Source organism: Rodentibacter pneumotropicus DSM 21403, assembly GCF_000379905.1.
In the GTDB taxonomy this organism is placed as follows: Bacteria; Pseudomonadota; Gammaproteobacteria; order Enterobacterales; family Pasteurellaceae; genus Rodentibacter; species Rodentibacter pneumotropicus.
Window position 1 is genome coordinate 16,935 of the sequence record NZ_KB904047.1, and the last position, 17,379, is coordinate 34,313.

Annotated in this window: 18 protein-coding genes and 1 pseudogene; 7 read left to right on the forward strand and 12 right to left on the reverse strand. The window is 39.9% G+C overall.

Features of this window, described 5'->3' with window-relative positions; genetic code table 11:
• Positions 1-50: 50 nt before the first annotated feature.
• From A3GE_RS0104575 to brnQ, 3 genes are all read right to left on the reverse strand, one after another.
• Positions 51-617, reverse strand: a complete 567-nt coding sequence (locus tag A3GE_RS0104575) for an acetate uptake transporter (protein ID WP_018356098.1) — start codon at positions 615-617, stop codon at positions 51-53.
• A gap of 168 nt (positions 618-785) precedes the next feature.
• Positions 786-1,193 carry a PACE efflux transporter gene (locus tag A3GE_RS0104580; protein ID WP_018356099.1) on the reverse strand — a complete coding sequence of 136 codons (408 nt, stop codon included), beginning with the start codon at positions 1,191-1,193 and terminating at the stop codon, positions 786-788.
• 30 nt (positions 1,194-1,223) lie between these two features.
• Positions 1,224-2,540, reverse strand: a complete 1,317-nt coding sequence (gene brnQ / locus A3GE_RS0104585) for a branched-chain amino acid transport system II carrier protein (protein WP_018356100.1) — start codon at positions 2,538-2,540, stop codon at positions 1,224-1,226.
• Positions 2,541-2,696: 156 nt separating this feature from the next.
• Between brnQ and A3GE_RS0104590 the strand changes: the two genes are divergently transcribed.
• Positions 2,697-3,173: a DMT family transporter gene (locus A3GE_RS0104590; protein ID WP_018356101.1), complete on the forward strand. Its 477-nt coding sequence runs from the start codon at positions 2,697-2,699 to the stop codon at positions 3,171-3,173.
• A 115-nt stretch (positions 3,174-3,288) separates the two neighbouring features.
• Here the strand turns inward: A3GE_RS0104590 and A3GE_RS0104595 are convergent, their stop codons facing one another.
• Complete coding sequence (locus A3GE_RS0104595) at positions 3,289-4,020, reverse strand: glutathione peroxidase (RefSeq protein ID WP_018356102.1); 732 nt, start codon at positions 4,018-4,020, stop codon at positions 3,289-3,291.
• Between the two features lie 125 nt (positions 4,021-4,145).
• Here A3GE_RS0104595 and oxyR point away from each other — a divergent pair, with 125 nt between their 5' ends.
• The gene (oxyR, locus tag A3GE_RS0104600) at positions 4,146-5,051 is read left to right on the forward strand and encodes a DNA-binding transcriptional regulator OxyR (RefSeq protein ID WP_018356103.1); all 906 of its coding nucleotides are present in this window, start codon (positions 4,146-4,148) and stop codon (positions 5,049-5,051) included.
• On the forward strand, positions 5,051-5,686 hold the full coding sequence (fabR, locus tag A3GE_RS0104605; RefSeq protein WP_018356104.1) for an HTH-type transcriptional repressor FabR: 636 nt from the start codon (positions 5,051-5,053) through the stop codon (positions 5,684-5,686). The genes oxyR and fabR overlap by 1 nt, the downstream gene beginning before the upstream one ends.
• A 78-nt stretch (positions 5,687-5,764) precedes the next feature.
• Here the strand turns inward: fabR and A3GE_RS0104610 are convergent, their stop codons facing one another.
• Complete coding sequence (locus A3GE_RS0104610; RefSeq protein WP_018356105.1) at positions 5,765-6,586, reverse strand: 5'-nucleotidase, lipoprotein e(P4) family; 822 nt, start codon at positions 6,584-6,586, stop codon at positions 5,765-5,767.
• Positions 6,587-6,819: 233 nt separating this feature from the next.
• On the opposite strand from A3GE_RS0104610, the gene ftsB reads away from it, so the two are divergent.
• Genes ftsB through ispF form a run of 3 tightly spaced genes read left to right on the forward strand, consistent with a single transcriptional unit; the run spans position 6,820 to position 8,254 of the window.
• Positions 6,820-7,098 carry a cell division protein FtsB gene (gene ftsB / locus A3GE_RS0104615; RefSeq protein ID WP_018356106.1) on the forward strand — a complete coding sequence of 93 codons (279 nt, stop codon included), beginning with the start codon at positions 6,820-6,822 and terminating at the stop codon, positions 7,096-7,098.
• A gap of 2 nt (positions 7,099-7,100) precedes the next feature.
• Entirely contained in the window at positions 7,101-7,784 is a 684-nt protein-coding gene (gene ispD / locus A3GE_RS0104620; RefSeq protein WP_018356107.1) for a 2-C-methyl-D-erythritol 4-phosphate cytidylyltransferase, read from the forward strand.
• Positions 7,781-8,254, forward strand: a complete 474-nt coding sequence (gene ispF, locus A3GE_RS0104625; protein ID WP_018356108.1) for a 2-C-methyl-D-erythritol 2,4-cyclodiphosphate synthase — start codon at positions 7,781-7,783, stop codon at positions 8,252-8,254. The genes ispD and ispF overlap by 4 nt, the downstream gene beginning before the upstream one ends.
• A gap of 286 nt (positions 8,255-8,540) precedes the next feature.
• Here the strand turns inward: ispF and A3GE_RS11450 are convergent.
• A pseudogene (locus A3GE_RS11450) lies at positions 8,541-8,978 on the reverse strand (transposase family protein); the annotation flags it as partial.
• Between the two features lie 169 nt (positions 8,979-9,147).
• Between A3GE_RS11450 and A3GE_RS0104635 the strand changes: the two are divergent.
• Positions 9,148-9,447 (forward strand): hypothetical protein, encoded by a 300-nt coding sequence (locus tag A3GE_RS0104635; protein ID WP_018356110.1) that lies wholly within the window; start codon positions 9,148-9,150, stop codon positions 9,445-9,447.
• Between the two features lie 133 nt (positions 9,448-9,580).
• Here A3GE_RS0104635 and A3GE_RS0104640 read toward each other — a convergent pair whose 3' ends face one another.
• The 6 genes from A3GE_RS0104640 to fusA all read right to left on the reverse strand — a co-directional run bounded on the left by A3GE_RS0104640 (position 9,581) and on the right by fusA (position 17,359).
• Entirely contained in the window at positions 9,581-10,852 is a 1,272-nt protein-coding gene (locus A3GE_RS0104640; protein ID WP_018356111.1) for a heme biosynthesis protein HemY, read from the reverse strand.
• Positions 10,853-10,861: 9 nt separating this feature from the next.
• Entirely contained in the window at positions 10,862-12,130 is a 1,269-nt protein-coding gene (locus A3GE_RS0104645) for a uroporphyrinogen-III C-methyltransferase (protein WP_018356112.1), read from the reverse strand.
• A 21-nt stretch (positions 12,131-12,151) separates the two neighbouring features.
• Positions 12,152-12,889, reverse strand: coding sequence for a uroporphyrinogen-III synthase (locus A3GE_RS0104650; RefSeq protein WP_018356113.1), 738 nt, complete (start codon positions 12,887-12,889; stop codon positions 12,152-12,154).
• Complete coding sequence (hemC, locus tag A3GE_RS0104655; protein WP_018356114.1) at positions 12,889-13,830, reverse strand: hydroxymethylbilane synthase; 942 nt, start codon at positions 13,828-13,830, stop codon at positions 12,889-12,891. Before hemC ends, A3GE_RS0104650 begins: the two co-directional genes overlap by 1 nt.
• 173 nt (positions 13,831-14,003) lie before the next feature.
• Positions 14,004-15,188 carry an elongation factor Tu gene (tuf, locus tag A3GE_RS0104660; RefSeq protein WP_018356115.1) on the reverse strand — a complete coding sequence of 395 codons (1,185 nt, stop codon included), beginning with the start codon at positions 15,186-15,188 and terminating at the stop codon, positions 14,004-14,006.
• Between the two features lie 68 nt (positions 15,189-15,256).
• A complete protein-coding gene (gene fusA, locus A3GE_RS0104665) occupies positions 15,257-17,359 on the reverse strand; it encodes an elongation factor G (protein ID WP_018356116.1) in 2,103 nt (700 codons plus the stop codon).
• Positions 17,360-17,379: the final 20 nt, after the last annotated feature.

Consider the following 17,379-nt stretch of genomic DNA (forward strand, 5'->3'; position numbering starts at 1 on the left):
ATAAATTCTCTCGAAAATATGACCGCACTTTTCAAACCAATTGTTAAAAATTATTTCTTTTCACCAATTGGCAATACCGTTCTGCCATAAGACTCGTTTAATACTTCAGCAGCGGCTAAATAGAATGCACAAAGTGCCGTGATTAAACCTAAATATCCCCCAACATTCACAATGGCGTGGTTGCCTGTCGCATCACCAATGGCTAATGCATAAAAAGTTAAGGTTAAAAAGAAGAAAATCGCTTGCAATGCACGTGGTTTTGGGAAAGTCGCTAAGAACATCATTAATGTGAATGTTCCCCAACAACCTAAATACCAACCTACAAATTGCGCTGAGGTTTCGCCTTTAAAGAACGCGACAAATAATGCCCAAGACCACCAGAACGCACCATAACTGATAAATGCGGTAAATCCAAAGGTGTTGCCTTTTTTAAATTCAAACATCCCGGCAATCATTTGTGCTGTTCCACCAAAAGCAAATGCCATGCCGAATACCAAGCCAAGGTTTGAACTATCAAAAATACCCGCATTGATTAAACATAATAACCAAGTGGTTAATGCAAAACCACATAATCCTAATGGACCCGGATTTGCTAAACTGTCTTTTGTTGCCGACATAAAAATTTCCTCAAAAATAATAAAGTGATAAGGCGCGCGATTATGGCTGAAATTGATGAATAAATAAATAGTGTAATGAAGAAATTTTTAATAATGATGACGAAAAGATGAAGTGCGGTCAATTTCAAAAATATTTTGTAAACTGACCGCACTTTTTTATGCTTTTACTTACACAAATTTTAATCTTATATTATCGTAAATCCAGTTAAAAATCAGAGCGTAAATCATAATTAGTATAGAGAGTCCGATATCCACCACCAATGCTTGCCATAAAGTGAGTTGCAAAAAGTAGGCGATCATTGGCACAGTAGCAATCAGAAGACCACATTCAAACATCACCGTGTGAAGAATCCTTATACTAAGCCCCCGTGTTTCACGTGAAGCGGTAAAGATTTTGTCAAAAATACTGTTAAAAACAAGATTCCAAACCATTGCAACCAGTGACATTAATACCCCTACACCGAGTGCATCACTGCCCTTTTCCGGACTGTTCCAAAGCACTGCAATAGTGGAAACACCTACAGCGCCGATTTCAAATAATACTGAATGTAAAATTCGCTCCTTTAGTGTCATCATAATAAATTCAAGAATTGATCACACTTTTATTTAATTATGCACCTTTTGTCGGCGAGGTAAAAATAATGCAAGCCCTAATCCAATTAATGCCGGTATTAGCCAGGGTAAGGAAATAGTGGCAAAAGGAAGATAATTCACCCACTCGGTGAGTGCTGAAATTTGAAATTGTTCTCCCAATACACTTACCACCGAAACCAACGTTACCAATACAACGGTTAATTGCATACCGATTTTTGACAGGGCAAGCCACTTATTAACAACCACCAACATTACGATAGCAATGGTAATCGGGTAAAGAATCAATAACACTGGCAATGAGAATTGGATAATGGCATTCAATCCTAAGTTCGCAACCGCTAACCCAAGCAGGGTAAAAATTGTCGCATACACCCGATAGGAAAAACGGGGGAAACGATCAGCAAAAAACTCAGAAGTGGAAACGATTAATCCTGCGGTAGTGGTAAAACAGGTTATTGCCACCATCACCGCTAAAAACCATTGGGCGGATTCACCGAAAATCGCTTGTGTGGCTTGAGATAAAATATACACGCCTTTATTGATATTACTATTCATCACCTCCGCCGGTACAGGGAAATGATTACCGAAATAAGCCAGTCCGATATAAAGTACGCTAAAACCTAACACCACCACAATGCCGACCAGCCAAATTGTCGCCACATATTCTTTTCGGGAACTAAAACCAAGCTGTTTTAGGGTTTGAAGCGCAACAACGCTAAATGCGACGGAAGCCAGTGCATCTAGGGTGTTATACCCTTCAATAAATCCCGTGCCAAATGCGCTTTTCGCATAATCCCCTATTGCCGACTGAGGAGGATTCGAACCATATTTTGTAATCCCGAGTACCACCAAAATAACAATTAATAAGGCAAAAACCGGGGTAAGAATGCGTCCGATACTATCTAAAATTTTAGAGGGATTAAGGGCGATAAAATAAGCCGCAGCAAAATACAATAGAGTGAAAACGACTAATCCGATTCCACTCATTCCTTCGGATAGCATAGGGGAAACGCCCACTTCATAGGCAACCGTAGCGGTACGTGGAATTGCGAAAAAAGGCCCGATTGAAAGGTATAAAATCACCAAGTAAAGGGTCGCAAACCAAGGGGAAATTTTCTGCGAAATTTCATCAACATAACCTTTCGGGTTTAACATACCGATGATTAAGGCAAGAACAGCAATTCCGACACCGGACAGCACAAAACCTAAAATCGCTTCCCAAAACTGCTCACCCGATAGCGCCCCTAGGCTCGGAGGAAAAATTAAATTGCCGGCACCAAAAAACATACCGAATAATAGAAGACCTGTTAAACCTGCTTTTTTAATCATAATAATTGTTTCTCTGTAAATGATGGGCGGCGAGTATAGCATGATAGCGAGAACCTGTAATTAGTATGAAAAAATAAAGTGCGGTCAATTTTATGAGCGTTTTCCTATTTGACGATTATTGCAAAGCTTCTATAATTTTCTTTATTTGGAGGGGACATGTTTTTTATTTATATTTTAATTGCATTCGTCGCTGGGATGGCGCTTGCCTCCCAATCCGCGATTAATACCCAGCTTGCCAAAGCGGTGGGTAACGAACCCATTATCGCCACATTTATTTCCTTTGCAGTAGGGACAATCCTGCTCTTTTTTATTGCCTTATTTAATAAAGCGGATTTATGGCAAGGTTTGACCGCACTTCCGCAGCAACCTTGGTGGAAATTATTAGGTGGTGCGTTAGGCGCATTAGCGGTGTTTACCACGATATTACTTGCCCCTAAACTCGGTATTACCGCGATGTTATTTTTTATTATCATAGGGCAATTACTGGCTGCCGGCACGATCGACCATTTTGGTTTAATAGGTATGCCCGTACGGGAAATCAATATCACGAAATTAATTGGTTTGCTGATTGTTGGATTCGGATTGGTTTTCTACTTTTTTGGCGACAAACTGCTCGCTTTAATAAAAGGGTGAAGTGCGGTTAAATTTAAAGAAAATTTCACTAATAAAAAAGCCAAACTCCGCAAAGAGTTTGGCTTTTTAGTTACAGTTCCAAATTAAAATAATCAGCTAAAATTACATTCCTACATTATGCGAAGTATTTTTCTAAATCTTCGCTACCACCGATGTAGTCGCCACCGATAAAGACTTGTGGAACACTGGTTTTGCCAGTAATTGCACGTACGGAAATTGTGCTTGCATCACGACCTAATACAATTTCTTCAAAAGTATAGCCTTTTGCTTTTAATAAGGCTTTTGCTTTCGCACAGAACGGACAACCCGGTTTTGTGATAACAGAAACAGACGGTTTTGCAGTCCAACCCGATACTAAATATTTCATCATCGTATCTGCATCAGATACTTTGAACGGATCGCCCGGTTCTTCCGGTTCAATAAACATTTTTTCTACAATGCCGTTTTTCACCAGCATTGAATAACGCCAAGAACGTTTACCAAATCCTAAATCTTCTTTGTTTACAAGCATACCCATGCCTTCGGTAAATTCACCATTACCATCCGGAATGACGGTGATATTTTCAGATTCTTGATCGGCCTTCCAAGCATTCATCACGAAAGTATCATTGACAGAAATACAGATAATCTTATCTACACCGGCAGCCTTAAATTCACAGGCTAATTCATTATAGCGTGGTAAATGTGTTGACGAGCAAGTTGGAGTAAATGCTCCCGGAAGTGAAAATACAACGACAGTTTTGTTATCAAATAATTCGCTTGTCGTGACATCAACCCAAGCATCGCCCTGGCGAGTATGGAATGTAACGTCCGGTACTTTTTTACCTGTCATATCGGTTAAAGCCATATTTTTCTCCTTAATTTTTTAATATGAATTTTATTTGCCTCTGGATTATAGCCAAAGTTGTGATATAGTTACAACCAATTAATTCTATTTTTTTAATTGACTTTTTCTATAAGGAAAAATTCCCAATGAACATTCGTGATTTAGAGTACTTAGTGGCCTTATCTGAACACAAACATTTTCGTCGTGCAGCAGACTCTTGTAATGTGAGTCAACCAACATTAAGCGGGCAAATCCGCAAACTTGAAGATGAACTTGGCATTATTTTATTAGAACGTACGAGCCGCAAAGTGCTTTTTACCCAATCAGGAATGCTTCTTGTAGAACAAGCCCGCACTGTTTTACGTGAAGTAAAATTACTACAAGAGATGGCTAGCAATCAAGGCAAGGAAATGACCGGCCCATTACATATTGGTTTAATCCCAACTGTCGGACCTTATTTACTTCCTTACATTGTGCCAACCTTAAAAGAATCCTTCCCTGATTTAGAAATATTTCTTTATGAAGCACAAACACATCAGCTATTGGAGCAACTTGAAACCGGGCGTTTAGATTGCGCAATTTTAGCTCGCGTTCAAAAAACAGAAGCATTTATTGAAATCCCTATTTTTGAAGAGAAAATGTTACTCGCCGTTTCCGAAGATCACCACTGGGCGAAAGAAGAAAAACTTTCCATGAGGCAGCTTATCGGTCAAGAAATGCTCATGCTGGACGATGGCCATTGCCTACGCCATCAAACATTAGATTATTGTTTCACCGCAGGGGCAAAAGAAAATTCACATTTTAAAGCAACCAGCCTCGAAACACTAAGGAATATGGTTGCAGCTAATGCAGGTATCACATTTATGCCTGAACTTGCCGTGCGAAATGAAGGTCTACGCAAAGGGGTGAAATATATTCCATGTCATTCTCCTGAACCCACGCGTAATATCGCATTAGTATATCGTCCGGGTTCACCGTTACGCAATCGTTATGAACGTGTCGCAAGTGCCATCAGTTCTAAGGTTAAATCTATTCTTGCCGGAGCAAAATAATGGCGGGTATTCGTGCAATTCAAAAAGAAAAAACCCGTCGGGCACTGGTTGATGCCGCATTTAACCAGCTTAGTGCGGAAAAAAGTTTTTCTAATTTGAGTTTGAGAGAAGTCGCACGTGAAGCGGGTATAGCACCCACATCCTTTTATCGCCATTTTAGCGATATGGACGAACTAGGATTAGAAATGGTGGATGAAGCAGGCTTGATCTTACGACAGCTTATGCGCCAAGCCCGTAAACGTATTGATGCCGGTGGTAGCGTGATTTCTGTTTCTGTGGATACTTTTTTTGAATTTATCACAAACAGCACAAATGTATTCCGCTTATTACTACGGGAAAGCTCGGGGACGTCCCAAGCATTCCGTACGGCTGCCGCACGTGAAATTAAACATTTTGTGGATGAACTTACGGAATATATTGCTTATAAGCACCAATATCCGCAATATATCGCTTATGTTCAGGCAGAAGGCATCGTAACGATTGTATTCACTGCCGGTGCAAATGCCTTAGATATGAGCAAACAGGAACGCGAACAGCTTAAACAGCGTGTTATTTTACAATTACGCATGATAGCAAAAGGTGCCGATTTCGCAGCCCAAAAAGAAAAATACGCACATCATAAAGAGAAAAGGTAACAAAAATCGACCGCACTTTTTTCTATATAAAAAGCGTTGCGATTATCCGCAACGCTTTATTTTTAAACGCAGATTAAGCTATTTACCGTCCCATGCTTGGATTGCGTCCAAACGTGCCTTAATTTTACTTTGGGTATCCCCTTTGAAGTAATCTTTTTTCAGACCACCTTCCCAACCACCATAGTTTGCATTTGGTAACACAATATAAGTTTTACCAAATTTTGTTTTATTTTTTGCCACAAAATCACGACGTTCTGCATTAAGTTTACCATGAACAGCATTACCAAAATCATCCAGATTGTCACCCACATAAAGCACGATTTCATAACCTTGTTTTTCAATTTCAGCAAAACGTTCCGCTTTGGATGATTTATCTTTTCTTAAATAAAATGCGGATTCATCAATACCATTAAAGCCCAAGCGTTTCATATCATCAATGGTGCCTGCCTTTTCCGTGCTGTCTTTACGGTTAGTAACATAGAATACTTTACCTTTATGAGAATTTACGTAGTTATTAAATTCAACTGCACCGGGTATTGCACGAGATTGACGAGCCTCAACCCAACGAGTCCAATCTTTGCCATCAAAAGGTTTATTATTTTGTACCTGCCAACCTGCATAAGGGCTGTTATCTAACATGGTTTCATCTAAATCTACGACAACGGCTTTTTTCTTGCCTTTTGCCACTTTTGCCTGATCAAAAGCCACTTTTGCGGCATTGTATGCTTGATATGCTAAGGCCTGATATTCACCGGAATCTTGCATCCAGTTTAATCCTAATACTGCTTGTTGCTGTAATTGAGCGTTTGCGTGTGCTTCTTTATCAATTGTGTGCGCACATCCGGCTAATACAAAAGCGGAAATTGTAGCAAGTGCGGTCAGTTTTAACGTTTTTTTCATCGTATTCTCCTCAAAAAGATAAATTAAAGTGGAAAAAGTATAGCAAGTTTTATGAAAAGTTTGCTGGAATTTCAGTTCATCGCGAAGGAATTCTCATAGATTTGTGATTAAGATCACATAGAAGATAAAACAAATCCAAAAACGTAACAGAAATTGACCGCACTTTCCCATCGCCTTTCTGATCATTTCAAGATAAACTATGGGCATTTCTCACAATCTTTCAGACAAAGTTTATGCGTATATTTATTGCGATTCTTGTAGGCATTCTTGCTATCTTTCAATACAACCTCTGGTTTGGCAAAAATGGTTACGTTGATTACAAAAAAGTTTCAACACAGATTACTGAAAATAAAGCTGAAAATGAAAAGTTAGTGCAGCGAAACCAAATGATCTCGGCAGAAATTCAAGGGTTAACAAAAGGCTTTGAATCCATTGAAGAACGTGCCAGAATGCAGCATGATATGGTGAAAGAAAATGAAACCTTCTACCACATAGTGAAAGAGCATAAATAATCATGTCACGAAAAATTATTGCCATTATTCCGGCAGCGGGTATAGGCTCTCGTATGAAAGCGGGAATGCCTAAGCAATATTTAACTATTTTAGGAAAAACGATTTTAGAGCATACGTTGAGTATTATGCTCAATCACCATGCGATTTCTCGGGTTATTGTCGCTCTTGGGAAAGGTTATACTTCTTCTCCCTCGCTCTCGATTCTATCTCATGAAAAAATCCAACTTGTAGAAGGCGGAAATACTCGGGCAGAATCAGTTTTAAATGCACTGAATGCTATTTTTGAAGAAAATGCTTGGGCATTAGTACATGATGCGGCAAGACCTTGTTTAACGGAGTCAGATTTAAACAAATTATTGGAAATCAATGACGAACATGGTGCTATCCTTGCGACTCCCGTAACCGATACAATCAAGCGGAGTGATGAAATCAGCACGATAATAACAACAGAAGATCGTTCACAACTTTGGCAAGCTCAAACACCACAATTTTTCCGTGCAGATTTATTAAAAAACTCAATCTATAACGGATTAGCAAAACAACAGATTATTACGGATGAATCTTCAGCAATGGAACTTGCCGGATTCCGACCGCACTTAGTAGCAGGAAGAAGCGACAATATTAAAGTAACGCGACCTGAAGATTTAGCTCTCGCAGAATTTTATTTAACAAGGAAAATTGGATGATAAGAATTGGACACGGTTTTGATGTGCACGCCTTTGGTGAAGACAGACCATTAATTATTGGTGGCGTTACCGTCCCTTACCACACCGGATTTATTGCCCATTCTGATGGCGATGTTGTCCTTCACGCATTGACAGATGCCCTGTTAGGGGCTGCTGCGTTAGGGGATATAGGAAAACTTTTTCCCGATACTGATATGCAATATAAAAATGCCGATAGTCGAGGTTTGCTACGGGAAGCCTTTCGTCAAGTGAAGAAAAAAGGCTATAAAGTGGGTAATGTGGATATCACCATTATTGCCCAAGCCCCGAAAATGCGCCCTTATATTGATGATATGCGAGCAGTAATTGCCGAAGACTTAACCTGCGATATTGAACAAATCAATGTGAAAGCGACTACGACAGAAAAATTAGGCTTCACAGGGAGAAGTGAAGGCATTGCCTGTGAATCCGTTGTGTTACTGATGAAATAAATTTAGTAGGATAAAATAAGGCGCAATTAATATTGCGCTTTTTTATTATAGGCAAATACACACAAGATGGAACGGTAAGTATCATATAGTCTTTATCCCGAAGTATCAAAGAAAGAATATCTAGACCCCAAAGGGGTAAGCCATAGAGTTATTGTACGGTTGTCAGTCTTTTCACATGCCCCTTGAGGGGCATGTGAAGTACTAGAAGGCCCTTATAGGGTAGCCTAAAAACCGCCCGTTTTACGGGCGGATTGTTATTTAGATTAATTTTAAAGCTCATCATTGATTCACTGCCTCGGTCGGTCAGAATACGCACATCGGTCTTGGTTTTCGAAATTAAGACAACACGTTGAGCATATCTGCCGCCGTAATCGCAGTTTTCATCGTGTAAAGCTTGGCGAACGCCACTTTGCTGTAAGTATCAATAAAGGTTTGTTGATAAATTCGCCCAACACCGTTGAGATTCCCCACATAGATGGTATCTTGAGCACCAAGATAACCCGGGTGAGACGTTTCAATTTCACCATAAGCAAGCTCATCTTCTTTTTACACTCTAAGGATTCATGGAGAATAATGCCTTGTTCAGCAACCAATTTCTCAAGTGCGGTCAATCTTTGTTTGAAATTAGCAAGATTATGTCTTAACCAATAGAGCTGACACCGCCTGCTGAAACAAAAATACCTTGTTTACGGAGTTCATTGCTCACACACACCTGACCAAAAGCGGATTAGAAGGAACATAATGACATATTACTTAGGTATTGATTGTGGTGGAACCTTTATTAAAGCCATACTAGTAAGTAGATAGTGCGGGAAATATTCTTTCGTCATCAAGACAAAACGCCACCATTCTAAGTGAAAAGAGGGTTATGCTGAAAGGGATATGACTAAATTATGGCTAGACTGTGTAAAAGTCATTCCATACCAGACTCTGCATGCACAACGAAAGCATTTATTGCAACTTCTGGTGTTGATAAACAACATGGGCTAACTTGTTTTAGATTCAGTGAAGCTCAAGTAAAACAAAAAGCCATGGCAAAAACACAAAAGAAAATCCTTATTTTTGACCATACTAAGCCTAAACAAATTCATTCCACCTACATTAGTCAACTTGACGAATTTGATCTGATTGTTTGTAATAGAGCAATTTCTGAAGACTTCAGAATACCAAGTGAAAGAATTTGGAGAAAATAAATAAATTAAGTAACGAGATCTTTCGGTTAATCAGGAAATTAAAGAAAATGAGAGCTTCTTTTTTTAGATTGATTTTGATGATCCTATTCTAAATAGGAAGCACTCACTTATTTGTAGTTTAATAACTAAAGTTCTACGCCTTCTCCTCCAAAAGAGCGATTGGATTTTCTTCGTTTTTTTCCATCTCTTCAGGCTGAATCGACATCGCATTACGTAAACTTTCTTGACGAATTTGTTCAGCAGCTGCTTTATCTCCGGCTTGCTCAAACACATAAGCCGCCATCATAGCATCGTTAGATTCAAGCTGTTTCGGACAAGCAATAACTTTCTTAAAAACTTCCGCTGCTTTAGCAAATTCATTATTACGCACATATAAATAACCAAGCGCACGATTAACACCACATTGCTGGCTTTCATCAGTATGTTTAGCACGTTTTTCCATTATCTTGATCAACTTCGTATTATCAATCGGTTGTAAACGGGTTATTTGTGTACAGAGTGTAGGGCTTAATGGCGTATTATCCCCCCATTTTTTCAATGCTTCGAGAGTAAATTCATAAGCTGATTCGTGATCATTACAATCAATTAAACGTTGAATCAACGCCACTTTTAAATTCAAATCGTTACGGCGGCGGCGAGGCTGTGCTTCCCACCAAGCAAGTAAACCATCCACGCCTTCTTCATTCATTTTTTCATCAAGTAAACCGTTTTCAGTTTTAAGCTGTACTACTTTAAATTCATCTGGAGAATATAAACCCGAACGCTGAATTAAATCCAAAATATTATCAAGCGCTTGGTAAGCTTTAGACTGCATATAAATTTCGACTGCTAATTTTAAGACTTCTTTATTTCGATCAGTCATCTCCAATAAGCTATCCACAGAGCTACGCGCCGCCGGTAATTTATTTTGTTGTAATAAAATTCGGGTACGTGCAATTTCAACGAGTAAATTATCTGAACCAGCCAATTCGGTTGCTTCAATTAAATAACGATTTGCGCTAAATTCATCACCACGTTGTTGCGCCGCTTCAGCAGCTTTAATTAAATTTAAAATAGGTTCATCAGAATGTTTAGCATTCTTACCGATAAGTTTCTCTGCTTTAGTATAATCCCCTTCGTCCATTTTCATTAAACCTTCAAGGGTTTGTTTTTGTGCTTTTACACGTTTACGGCGAGAAAACCAACTGTAAGTATTATTACTTAAACGCAAGAAACGGCTAACCGCCCACTCTATGGCATAAATTACTGCAAGGGTAGCAATAAATAAAATAACGAGTGTCGTGATAGACATTTCATAAATATTGCCCGCTGTTTCAATACGAACATAGCCTTGCTGACCTGAAAGATACGGACCGGCAATCAGTCCGGCAAGTAAAGCCAGCATTAAAAATAGTGTTCTAAACATAATCTATCCTTATTGTTGAGGCTCAACTGGTGGTTTTTCATCTGTGGAAGAAGCATCCGGCTTAACTTGATTCTCATTCACATCATGTGATTTTGTTGATTCATCAAGATACTTTTCAGATTCAATCTCAACTTTTTTTACTTCCACTGGTGTACGATTGAGATATTTATCAAGTAAGTTCAAGCTTTGTAATTGATTCGGTACATCAACATAAACTGATAATTCCATTAATTCATCAATAGATTTTAAGAAAGTCTGCGTTACTTCCGTGTTTGTATCAAAATAGCTACGCACCCAAGTCGCCACTGCATCTAAAGATTGTTTATATAAATCATTTTGTTGACGCGATACCGCCATAATAGCTAATTGTAAACGTAAGCGAATATTTTCACGTAAATAAATATCTTGATTCGGTGCAAGTAATTCTTTTCTATCAGTACCTTGTTTCGGTGTTATTCGAATAAAATGATTCAAAAAAGAAACCGCACTTTTTTCTACATTAGCTTGCCAATCGTCTAAAGAATCGGATAGTTTGGTCGAATCAGGGGTATCACCAAAATTAACATTCAGCAAAGGTAATTCGTCTACTGAATTAGCTAGCTGGGAAAGTTGCTGCATTACTGAATTTTGATCGACATTATCGACTGAGAGTAGCTGTTTGAGATCTTGGTTAATTGCTGTGCGAATCGCCATTGACTCAGAGCTATTTACCTTCATTAAGGTTTCATTAGCCAACTTCAATAACGAAATTCCGGTATCTACATCATTATCTAATACTAACTTACGTAATGCATTGTTAAGCAAAAAATCGGCTTCTGAGAATAACCAATCGTTAGGCTGTTGAGCCGATGCTTGTTTACTCACGACTTCAAGTTGATGACGCAGTGTACCAAGGTCTTGTTCTTTTGCTAAAACCAATTGCTCAAATTGATTCAATTTATTTTGTGTAGCGGAAATATTTTTTTCAAGAGCCGCAACCTGTTCAGATTGAACACTCTCAGAAGAAGTTGATGATGAGAGATTAGTGATTTTTCCTTCAAGTGCGGTCAATTTTTGCTGAATTTCACTCACTTGTTGCTGCCCTAAATAATAACCAGCGCCCCCAACACCTAGGGCAATTAAAATAGCCAACAGGCTCAAGCCAGTCCCACTTTTCTTCACAACAGTTTGAGCCGGTTGAGAATTTGTTTCGGCAGGAGTTTCAGTTGAGGTTTCAATGGTACTCTCTACAGTATCATCAAGGTTTTCTGCTACCTCATTTGATTTATTTTTCGCCATATTCATTCCTTATTAGGTCATTTAGCTAAGTAATGTTTTCAACAAACTTTGGTTATCCGCTTTTGAAGAGAGGATGACAGTTTGCCACCCTTGAGATTTTGCAATATCCGCAATACGGGAACTCACCGTGACTAACTTACAATTTTTCAGCCAATCCTGTTCACTTTCAGGGAGAAATTCAATTAACGCATATAAAATTTCTAAACTCGTCACCACTAACGTATCCACGCCGGAACGTTTAATACTGCTTTGTTCATCACTATTATAAATTATAGGCTCTCGACGGTAGCATTCCACAATTTCCACCGTTGCCCCTCTTTTTTTCGCTTGTTCGGTAAAATATTCACGTCCACCATTACCGCGTAAAATTAAAATCTGTTTTCCATTAAGTTGTTGCATCTGTGGAAGAGCAAGCAAACCTTCACTATTTTCTTGTTCAATGGGATAGCGTATAGATTGTTCGCTTCGACAGGAAAAATGCTGTGCGGTTCTTTGTCCAACAGTAAAGTATTGTAAATCTTCACGCCAATGGAAACCGACTTCTTTTAGTGTTTTGACGGAAAAATCAACTGCACTTTTAGACACAAGAAATACATAATCACCGGATTTTAAACGATTAAATTTCCCCGGTAGGCTTTTCAGCTCCTTACCACTTTCAAAAGTAAATAAGGGCAAATGCAGCGCCACCCGACCTGCTTGATTGAGTAAATCAGTCAGCTCTTTTCCACGCTCATCGGGGCGGGTGACAAGAATCGCCATTATTTATCTCCTAATACATAAACTTTTGCAAGAATACTGTCGGCACCTTGTGCCAGTAACTGCTCTGCGATTTGAACGCCTAATTCTTCTGCTTTTTCAACCGCACTTTTACCTTCTGCTCGAATAATTGACGAACCATCAAGTTCACCAACAAGAGCACGTAAACGAATCTGGTTATTTTCAAGAACAGCGTAGCCCCCAATAGGCACTTGGCAACCGCCTTGCAAACGTGCGTTCATGGCTCGTTCCGCCTTCACGCAAACAGTTGTCTCTTCATCCGCAAGCGGTGCGAGCAATTTCTGAACGAGGTGGTCGTCCATACGACATTCAATACCAACGGCCCCTTGTCCCACTGCAGGTAAAGAGGTTGCCACATCAATAAAGGAAGCGATACGTTCTTTCATACCTAGACGAATTAATCCGGCTGCGGCTAAAATAATCGCATCGTATTCACCATTATCCAGCTTACTTAAACGAGTCCCAACATTGCCGCGTAGCGAGCGAATATCCAAATCCGGTCGTAACTGTTTTAATTGACACTGACGGCGTAAACTTGATGTACCAACAATCGCACCTTCCGGCAAATCATTGAATGAAACATAATTATTTGAAACAAAAGCATCACGTGGATCTTCACGTTTACAAATTACACTTAACCCAAGCCCTTCAGGAAATTGCATTGGCACATCTTTTATTGAATGAACCGCAATATCAGCACGTTTTTCTAATAGCGCATTTTCTAATTCTTTTACAAACAGCCCCTTTCCACCAATTTTAGCCAGTGGAGTATCAAGAATTATATCCCCTTTTGTAACCATTGGAACAAGTTCCACCGTTAGGGTGGGATGAATATTTTCTAAACGCTCTTTTACAAAATTCGCTTGCCATAATGCAAGAGGGCTTTGGCGTGTCGCTATTTTTAGAATAGTCGGTGTTGTCATAACTATATTAATATGTCAGCAATTTGGCCACTATCCTACCATTCTTAGGAAAAAAAGTCAGTTTTCATTTAGCTTTTCTATCCAGTTAAATCATATTTATACGGTATAAGAAATGATACGAAAAAGGCAGATCTTTCGATCTGCCTCTATCTTCATTTAATTCATCAAATAAATTATTTAATGATTTTCGCAACAACGCCCGCACCTACTGTACGACCACCTTCACGAATCGCAAAACGCAAACCTTGGTCCATCGCAATTGGGTGGATTAGGGATACTGTCATTTTGATATTATCGCCAGGCATAACCATTTCCACACCTTCCGGTAATTCAATAGTACCGGTTACGTCTGTTGTACGGAAATAGAATTGTGGACGGTAACCTTTGAAGAATGGCGTATGACGACCACCTTCATCTTTTGATAATACGTACACTTCTGATTCGAAGTCAGTGTGTGGCGTGATTGAACCCGGTTTCGCTAATACTTGACCACGTTCGATTTCTTCACGTTTAGTACCACGTAATAATGCACCGATGTTCTCACCCGCACGACCTTCGTCAAGTAATTTACGGAACATTTCAACACCGGTTACGGTTGTTTTAGCGGTATCTTTGATACCTACGATTTCTACTTCATCACCGGTACGGATAATTCCACGCTCAACACGACCGGTTACTACAGTACCACGACCGGAGATTGAGAACACGTCTTCAATCGGAAGAAGGAACGGTTGGTCAATCGCACGCTCAGGCTCTGGAATGTAAGTATCTAAGTGGTTTGCTAACTCAAGGATTTTTTCTTCCCATGCCGCATCACCTTCTAACGCTTTTAATGCAGAACCACGCACGATTGGGGTATCATCACCCGGGAAGTCATATTGAGAAAGAAGCTCACGCACTTCCATTTCGACTAATTCTAATAACTCTTCGTCATCAACCATATCGCATTTGTTTAAGAATACGATGATGTAAGGTACACCTACTTGGCGACCTAATAAGATGTGCTCACGAGTTTGTGGCATCGGACCATCAGTTGCCGCTACTACAAGAATAGCCCCGTCCATTTGTGCCGCACCGGTAATCATGTTTTTAACATAGTCGGCGTGTCCCGGACAGTCAACGTGTGCGTAGTGACGGGTTGGTGTATCGTATTCAACGTGTGAAGTATTAATGGTAATACCACGCGCTTTTTCTTCCGGTGCATTATCAATTTGGTCAAATGCACGAGCTGCACCACCGTAGTGTTTTGCTAATACTGTGGTGATTGCTGCTGTTAAAGTTGTTTTACCGTGGTCAACGTGGCCGATTGTACCCACGTTTACGTGCGGTTTTGTACGTTCAAATTTTTCTTTAGACATTACTAATGTTTCCTAAAAGTGCGGTATAAAAACTAAGAATTTTACACCGCTATTATGTTACAAAAATATTATTTTTTACGTGCTTCAATTACTGCTGCTGCAACACTTGTTGGCGCTTCAGCATATTTTAACGGTTCCATTGAGTATGATGCACGACCTTGAGTTTGTGAACGTAGGTCTGTTGCATAACCGAACATTTCAGAAAGTGGAACTTCTGCATCAATTTTAACAACAAATTCGTTCGCTTCTTGACCGTTAACCATTGCACGACGACGGCTTAAATCACCGATTACGTCACCCACATACTCAGGTGGCGTTTCAACTTCTACTTTCATGATTGGCTCTAGTAGAACTGGGTTTGCTTTAGCGAACGCTGCTTTAAATGCTAAAGAAGCCGCCAATTTAAACGCTAATTCGGATGAGTCCACATCATGGTATGAACCGAAGTGTAAACGCACACCAAGGTCAACTACCGGATAACCTGCTAATGGACCGGATTTAAGCTGCTCTTGGATACCTTTGTCGACAGCCGGGATGTATTCACCAGGAATTACACCACCTTTGATTTCGTTAACAAATTCGTATCCTGGACCTTCTGGCTCTAATGGATACAAGTCAATAACAACATGACCGTATTGACCGCGACCACCGGATTGTTTTGCGTGTTTTCCTTCTACATCATTAACACAGGTACGGATAGTCTCGCGGTAAGATACTTGTGGTTTACCGATGTTCGCTTCCACTTTGAATTCACGTTTCATACGGTCAACGATGATATCTAAGTGTAATTCACCCATACCTGAAATGATGGTCTCTCCAGATTCTTCATCAGTGTGAACACGGAATGAAGGGTCTTCTTGAGCCAAACGACCCAATGCAATACCCATTTTTTCTTGGTCTGCTTTAGTTTTCGGTTCTACCGCAACAGAAATTACCGGCTCTGGGAATTCCATACGCTCAAGGATAATTGGTGCCTCAATTGCACATAATGTATCACCTGTAGTGACATCTTTTAAGCCGATTGCTGCAGCAATATCACCCGCACGAACTTCTTTGATTTCTTCACGTTTGTTAGCATGCATTTGAACGATACGACCAAAACGTTCACGTTTTTGACGTACTGAGTTCAATACAGTATCACCTGAGTTAATTACCCCAGAGTACACGCGGAAGAAGGTTAAGTTACCCACAAATGGGTCGGTTGCAATTTTAAATGCTAATGAAGAAAACGGCTCTTCATCGCTTGCATGACGTTCACCTTCGGTTTCATCAGGGTTAATACCTTTAATCGCAGGAATATCTGTTGGCGCAGGTAAGTACTCAACCACAGCGTCAAGCATTGCCTGAACACCTTTATTTTTGAATGCAGAACCACAGGTTACCAAGATAATTTCATTCGCTAATACACGTTGACGAAGACCAGCTTTGATCTCTTCTTCAGTTAATTCTTCACCGCCAAGGTATTTTTCCATTAGCTCTTCAGATGCTTCAGCTGCGGCATCTACAAGGTTTTGACGCCATTCTTCACAGTCAGCAACCATATTTGCCGGAATATCTTCGTAAGTGAAGGTCATACCTTGATCAGCTTCGTTCCAGTTGATTGCTTTCATTTTGATCAAATCAACAACACCGGTAAAGTTTTCTTCCGCACCGATTGGAAGTTGAAGAGGAACAGCGTTAGCACCTAAACGGGTTTTTAATTGCTCAACTACACGTAAGAAATTTGCACCGGTACGGTCCATTTTATTAACGAACGCAATACGCGGAACTTCATATTTATTCGCTTGACGCCACACGGTTTCAGACTGAGGTTGAACACCACCTACAGCACAGTAAACCATTACCGCGCCATCAAGAACACGCATAGAACGTTCTACTTCAACAGTAAAGTCTACGTGTCCCGGAGTGTCAATAACATTGATACGGTGTTGTGGGAATTGTTGAGACATACCAGACCAGAATGCGGTTGTTGCCGCAGAGGTGATGGTGATACCGCGTTCCTGTTCTTGTTCCATCCAGTCCATTGTTGCCGCACCATCGTGTACTTCACCGATTTTGTGGCTCACACCTGTATAGAATAAGATACGTTCAGTAGTAGTCGTTTTACCCGCATCAATGTGCGCACTAATACCGATATTGCGATATCTTTCAATAGGAGTTGTACGTGCCATTATTATAACCTTGTTTAGTT

Excerpts from the sequence above, each read along its gene's own strand:
- A3GE_RS0104575 (WP_018356098.1), bottom strand. The coding sequence starts at position 617 with ATGTCGGCAACAAAAGACAGTTTAGCAAATCCGGGTCCATTAGGATTA.
- A3GE_RS0104580 (WP_018356099.1), bottom strand. The coding sequence starts at position 1,193 with ATGATGACACTAAAGGAGCGAATTTTACATTCAGTATTATTTGAAATC.
- brnQ (WP_018356100.1), bottom strand. The coding sequence starts at position 2,540 with ATGATTAAAAAAGCAGGTTTAACAGGTCTTCTATTATTCGGTATGTTT.
- A3GE_RS0104590 (WP_018356101.1), top strand. The coding sequence starts at position 2,697 with ATGTTTTTTATTTATATTTTAATTGCATTCGTCGCTGGGATGGCGCTT.
- A3GE_RS0104595 (WP_018356102.1), bottom strand. The coding sequence starts at position 4,020 with ATGGCTTTAACCGATATGACAGGTAAAAAAGTACCGGACGTTACATTC.
- oxyR (WP_018356103.1), top strand. The coding sequence starts at position 4,146 with ATGAACATTCGTGATTTAGAGTACTTAGTGGCCTTATCTGAACACAAA.
- fabR (WP_018356104.1), top strand. The coding sequence starts at position 5,051 with ATGGCGGGTATTCGTGCAATTCAAAAAGAAAAAACCCGTCGGGCACTG.
- A3GE_RS0104610 (WP_018356105.1), bottom strand. The coding sequence starts at position 6,586 with ATGAAAAAAACGTTAAAACTGACCGCACTTGCTACAATTTCCGCTTTT.
- ftsB (WP_018356106.1), top strand. The coding sequence starts at position 6,820 with ATGCGTATATTTATTGCGATTCTTGTAGGCATTCTTGCTATCTTTCAA.
- ispD (WP_018356107.1), top strand. The coding sequence starts at position 7,101 with ATGTCACGAAAAATTATTGCCATTATTCCGGCAGCGGGTATAGGCTCT.
- ispF (WP_018356108.1), top strand. The coding sequence starts at position 7,781 with ATGATAAGAATTGGACACGGTTTTGATGTGCACGCCTTTGGTGAAGAC.
- A3GE_RS0104635 (WP_018356110.1), top strand. The coding sequence starts at position 9,148 with ATGGCTAGACTGTGTAAAAGTCATTCCATACCAGACTCTGCATGCACA.
- A3GE_RS0104640 (WP_018356111.1), bottom strand. The coding sequence starts at position 10,852 with ATGTTTAGAACACTATTTTTAATGCTGGCTTTACTTGCCGGACTGATT.
- A3GE_RS0104645 (WP_018356112.1), bottom strand. The coding sequence starts at position 12,130 with ATGGCGAAAAATAAATCAAATGAGGTAGCAGAAAACCTTGATGATACT.
- A3GE_RS0104650 (WP_018356113.1), bottom strand. The coding sequence starts at position 12,889 with ATGGCGATTCTTGTCACCCGCCCCGATGAGCGTGGAAAAGAGCTGACT.
- hemC (WP_018356114.1), bottom strand. The coding sequence starts at position 13,830 with ATGACAACACCGACTATTCTAAAAATAGCGACACGCCAAAGCCCTCTT.
- tuf (WP_018356115.1), bottom strand. The coding sequence starts at position 15,188 with ATGTCTAAAGAAAAATTTGAACGTACAAAACCGCACGTAAACGTGGGT.
- fusA (WP_018356116.1), bottom strand. The coding sequence starts at position 17,359 with ATGGCACGTACAACTCCTATTGAAAGATATCGCAATATCGGTATTAGT.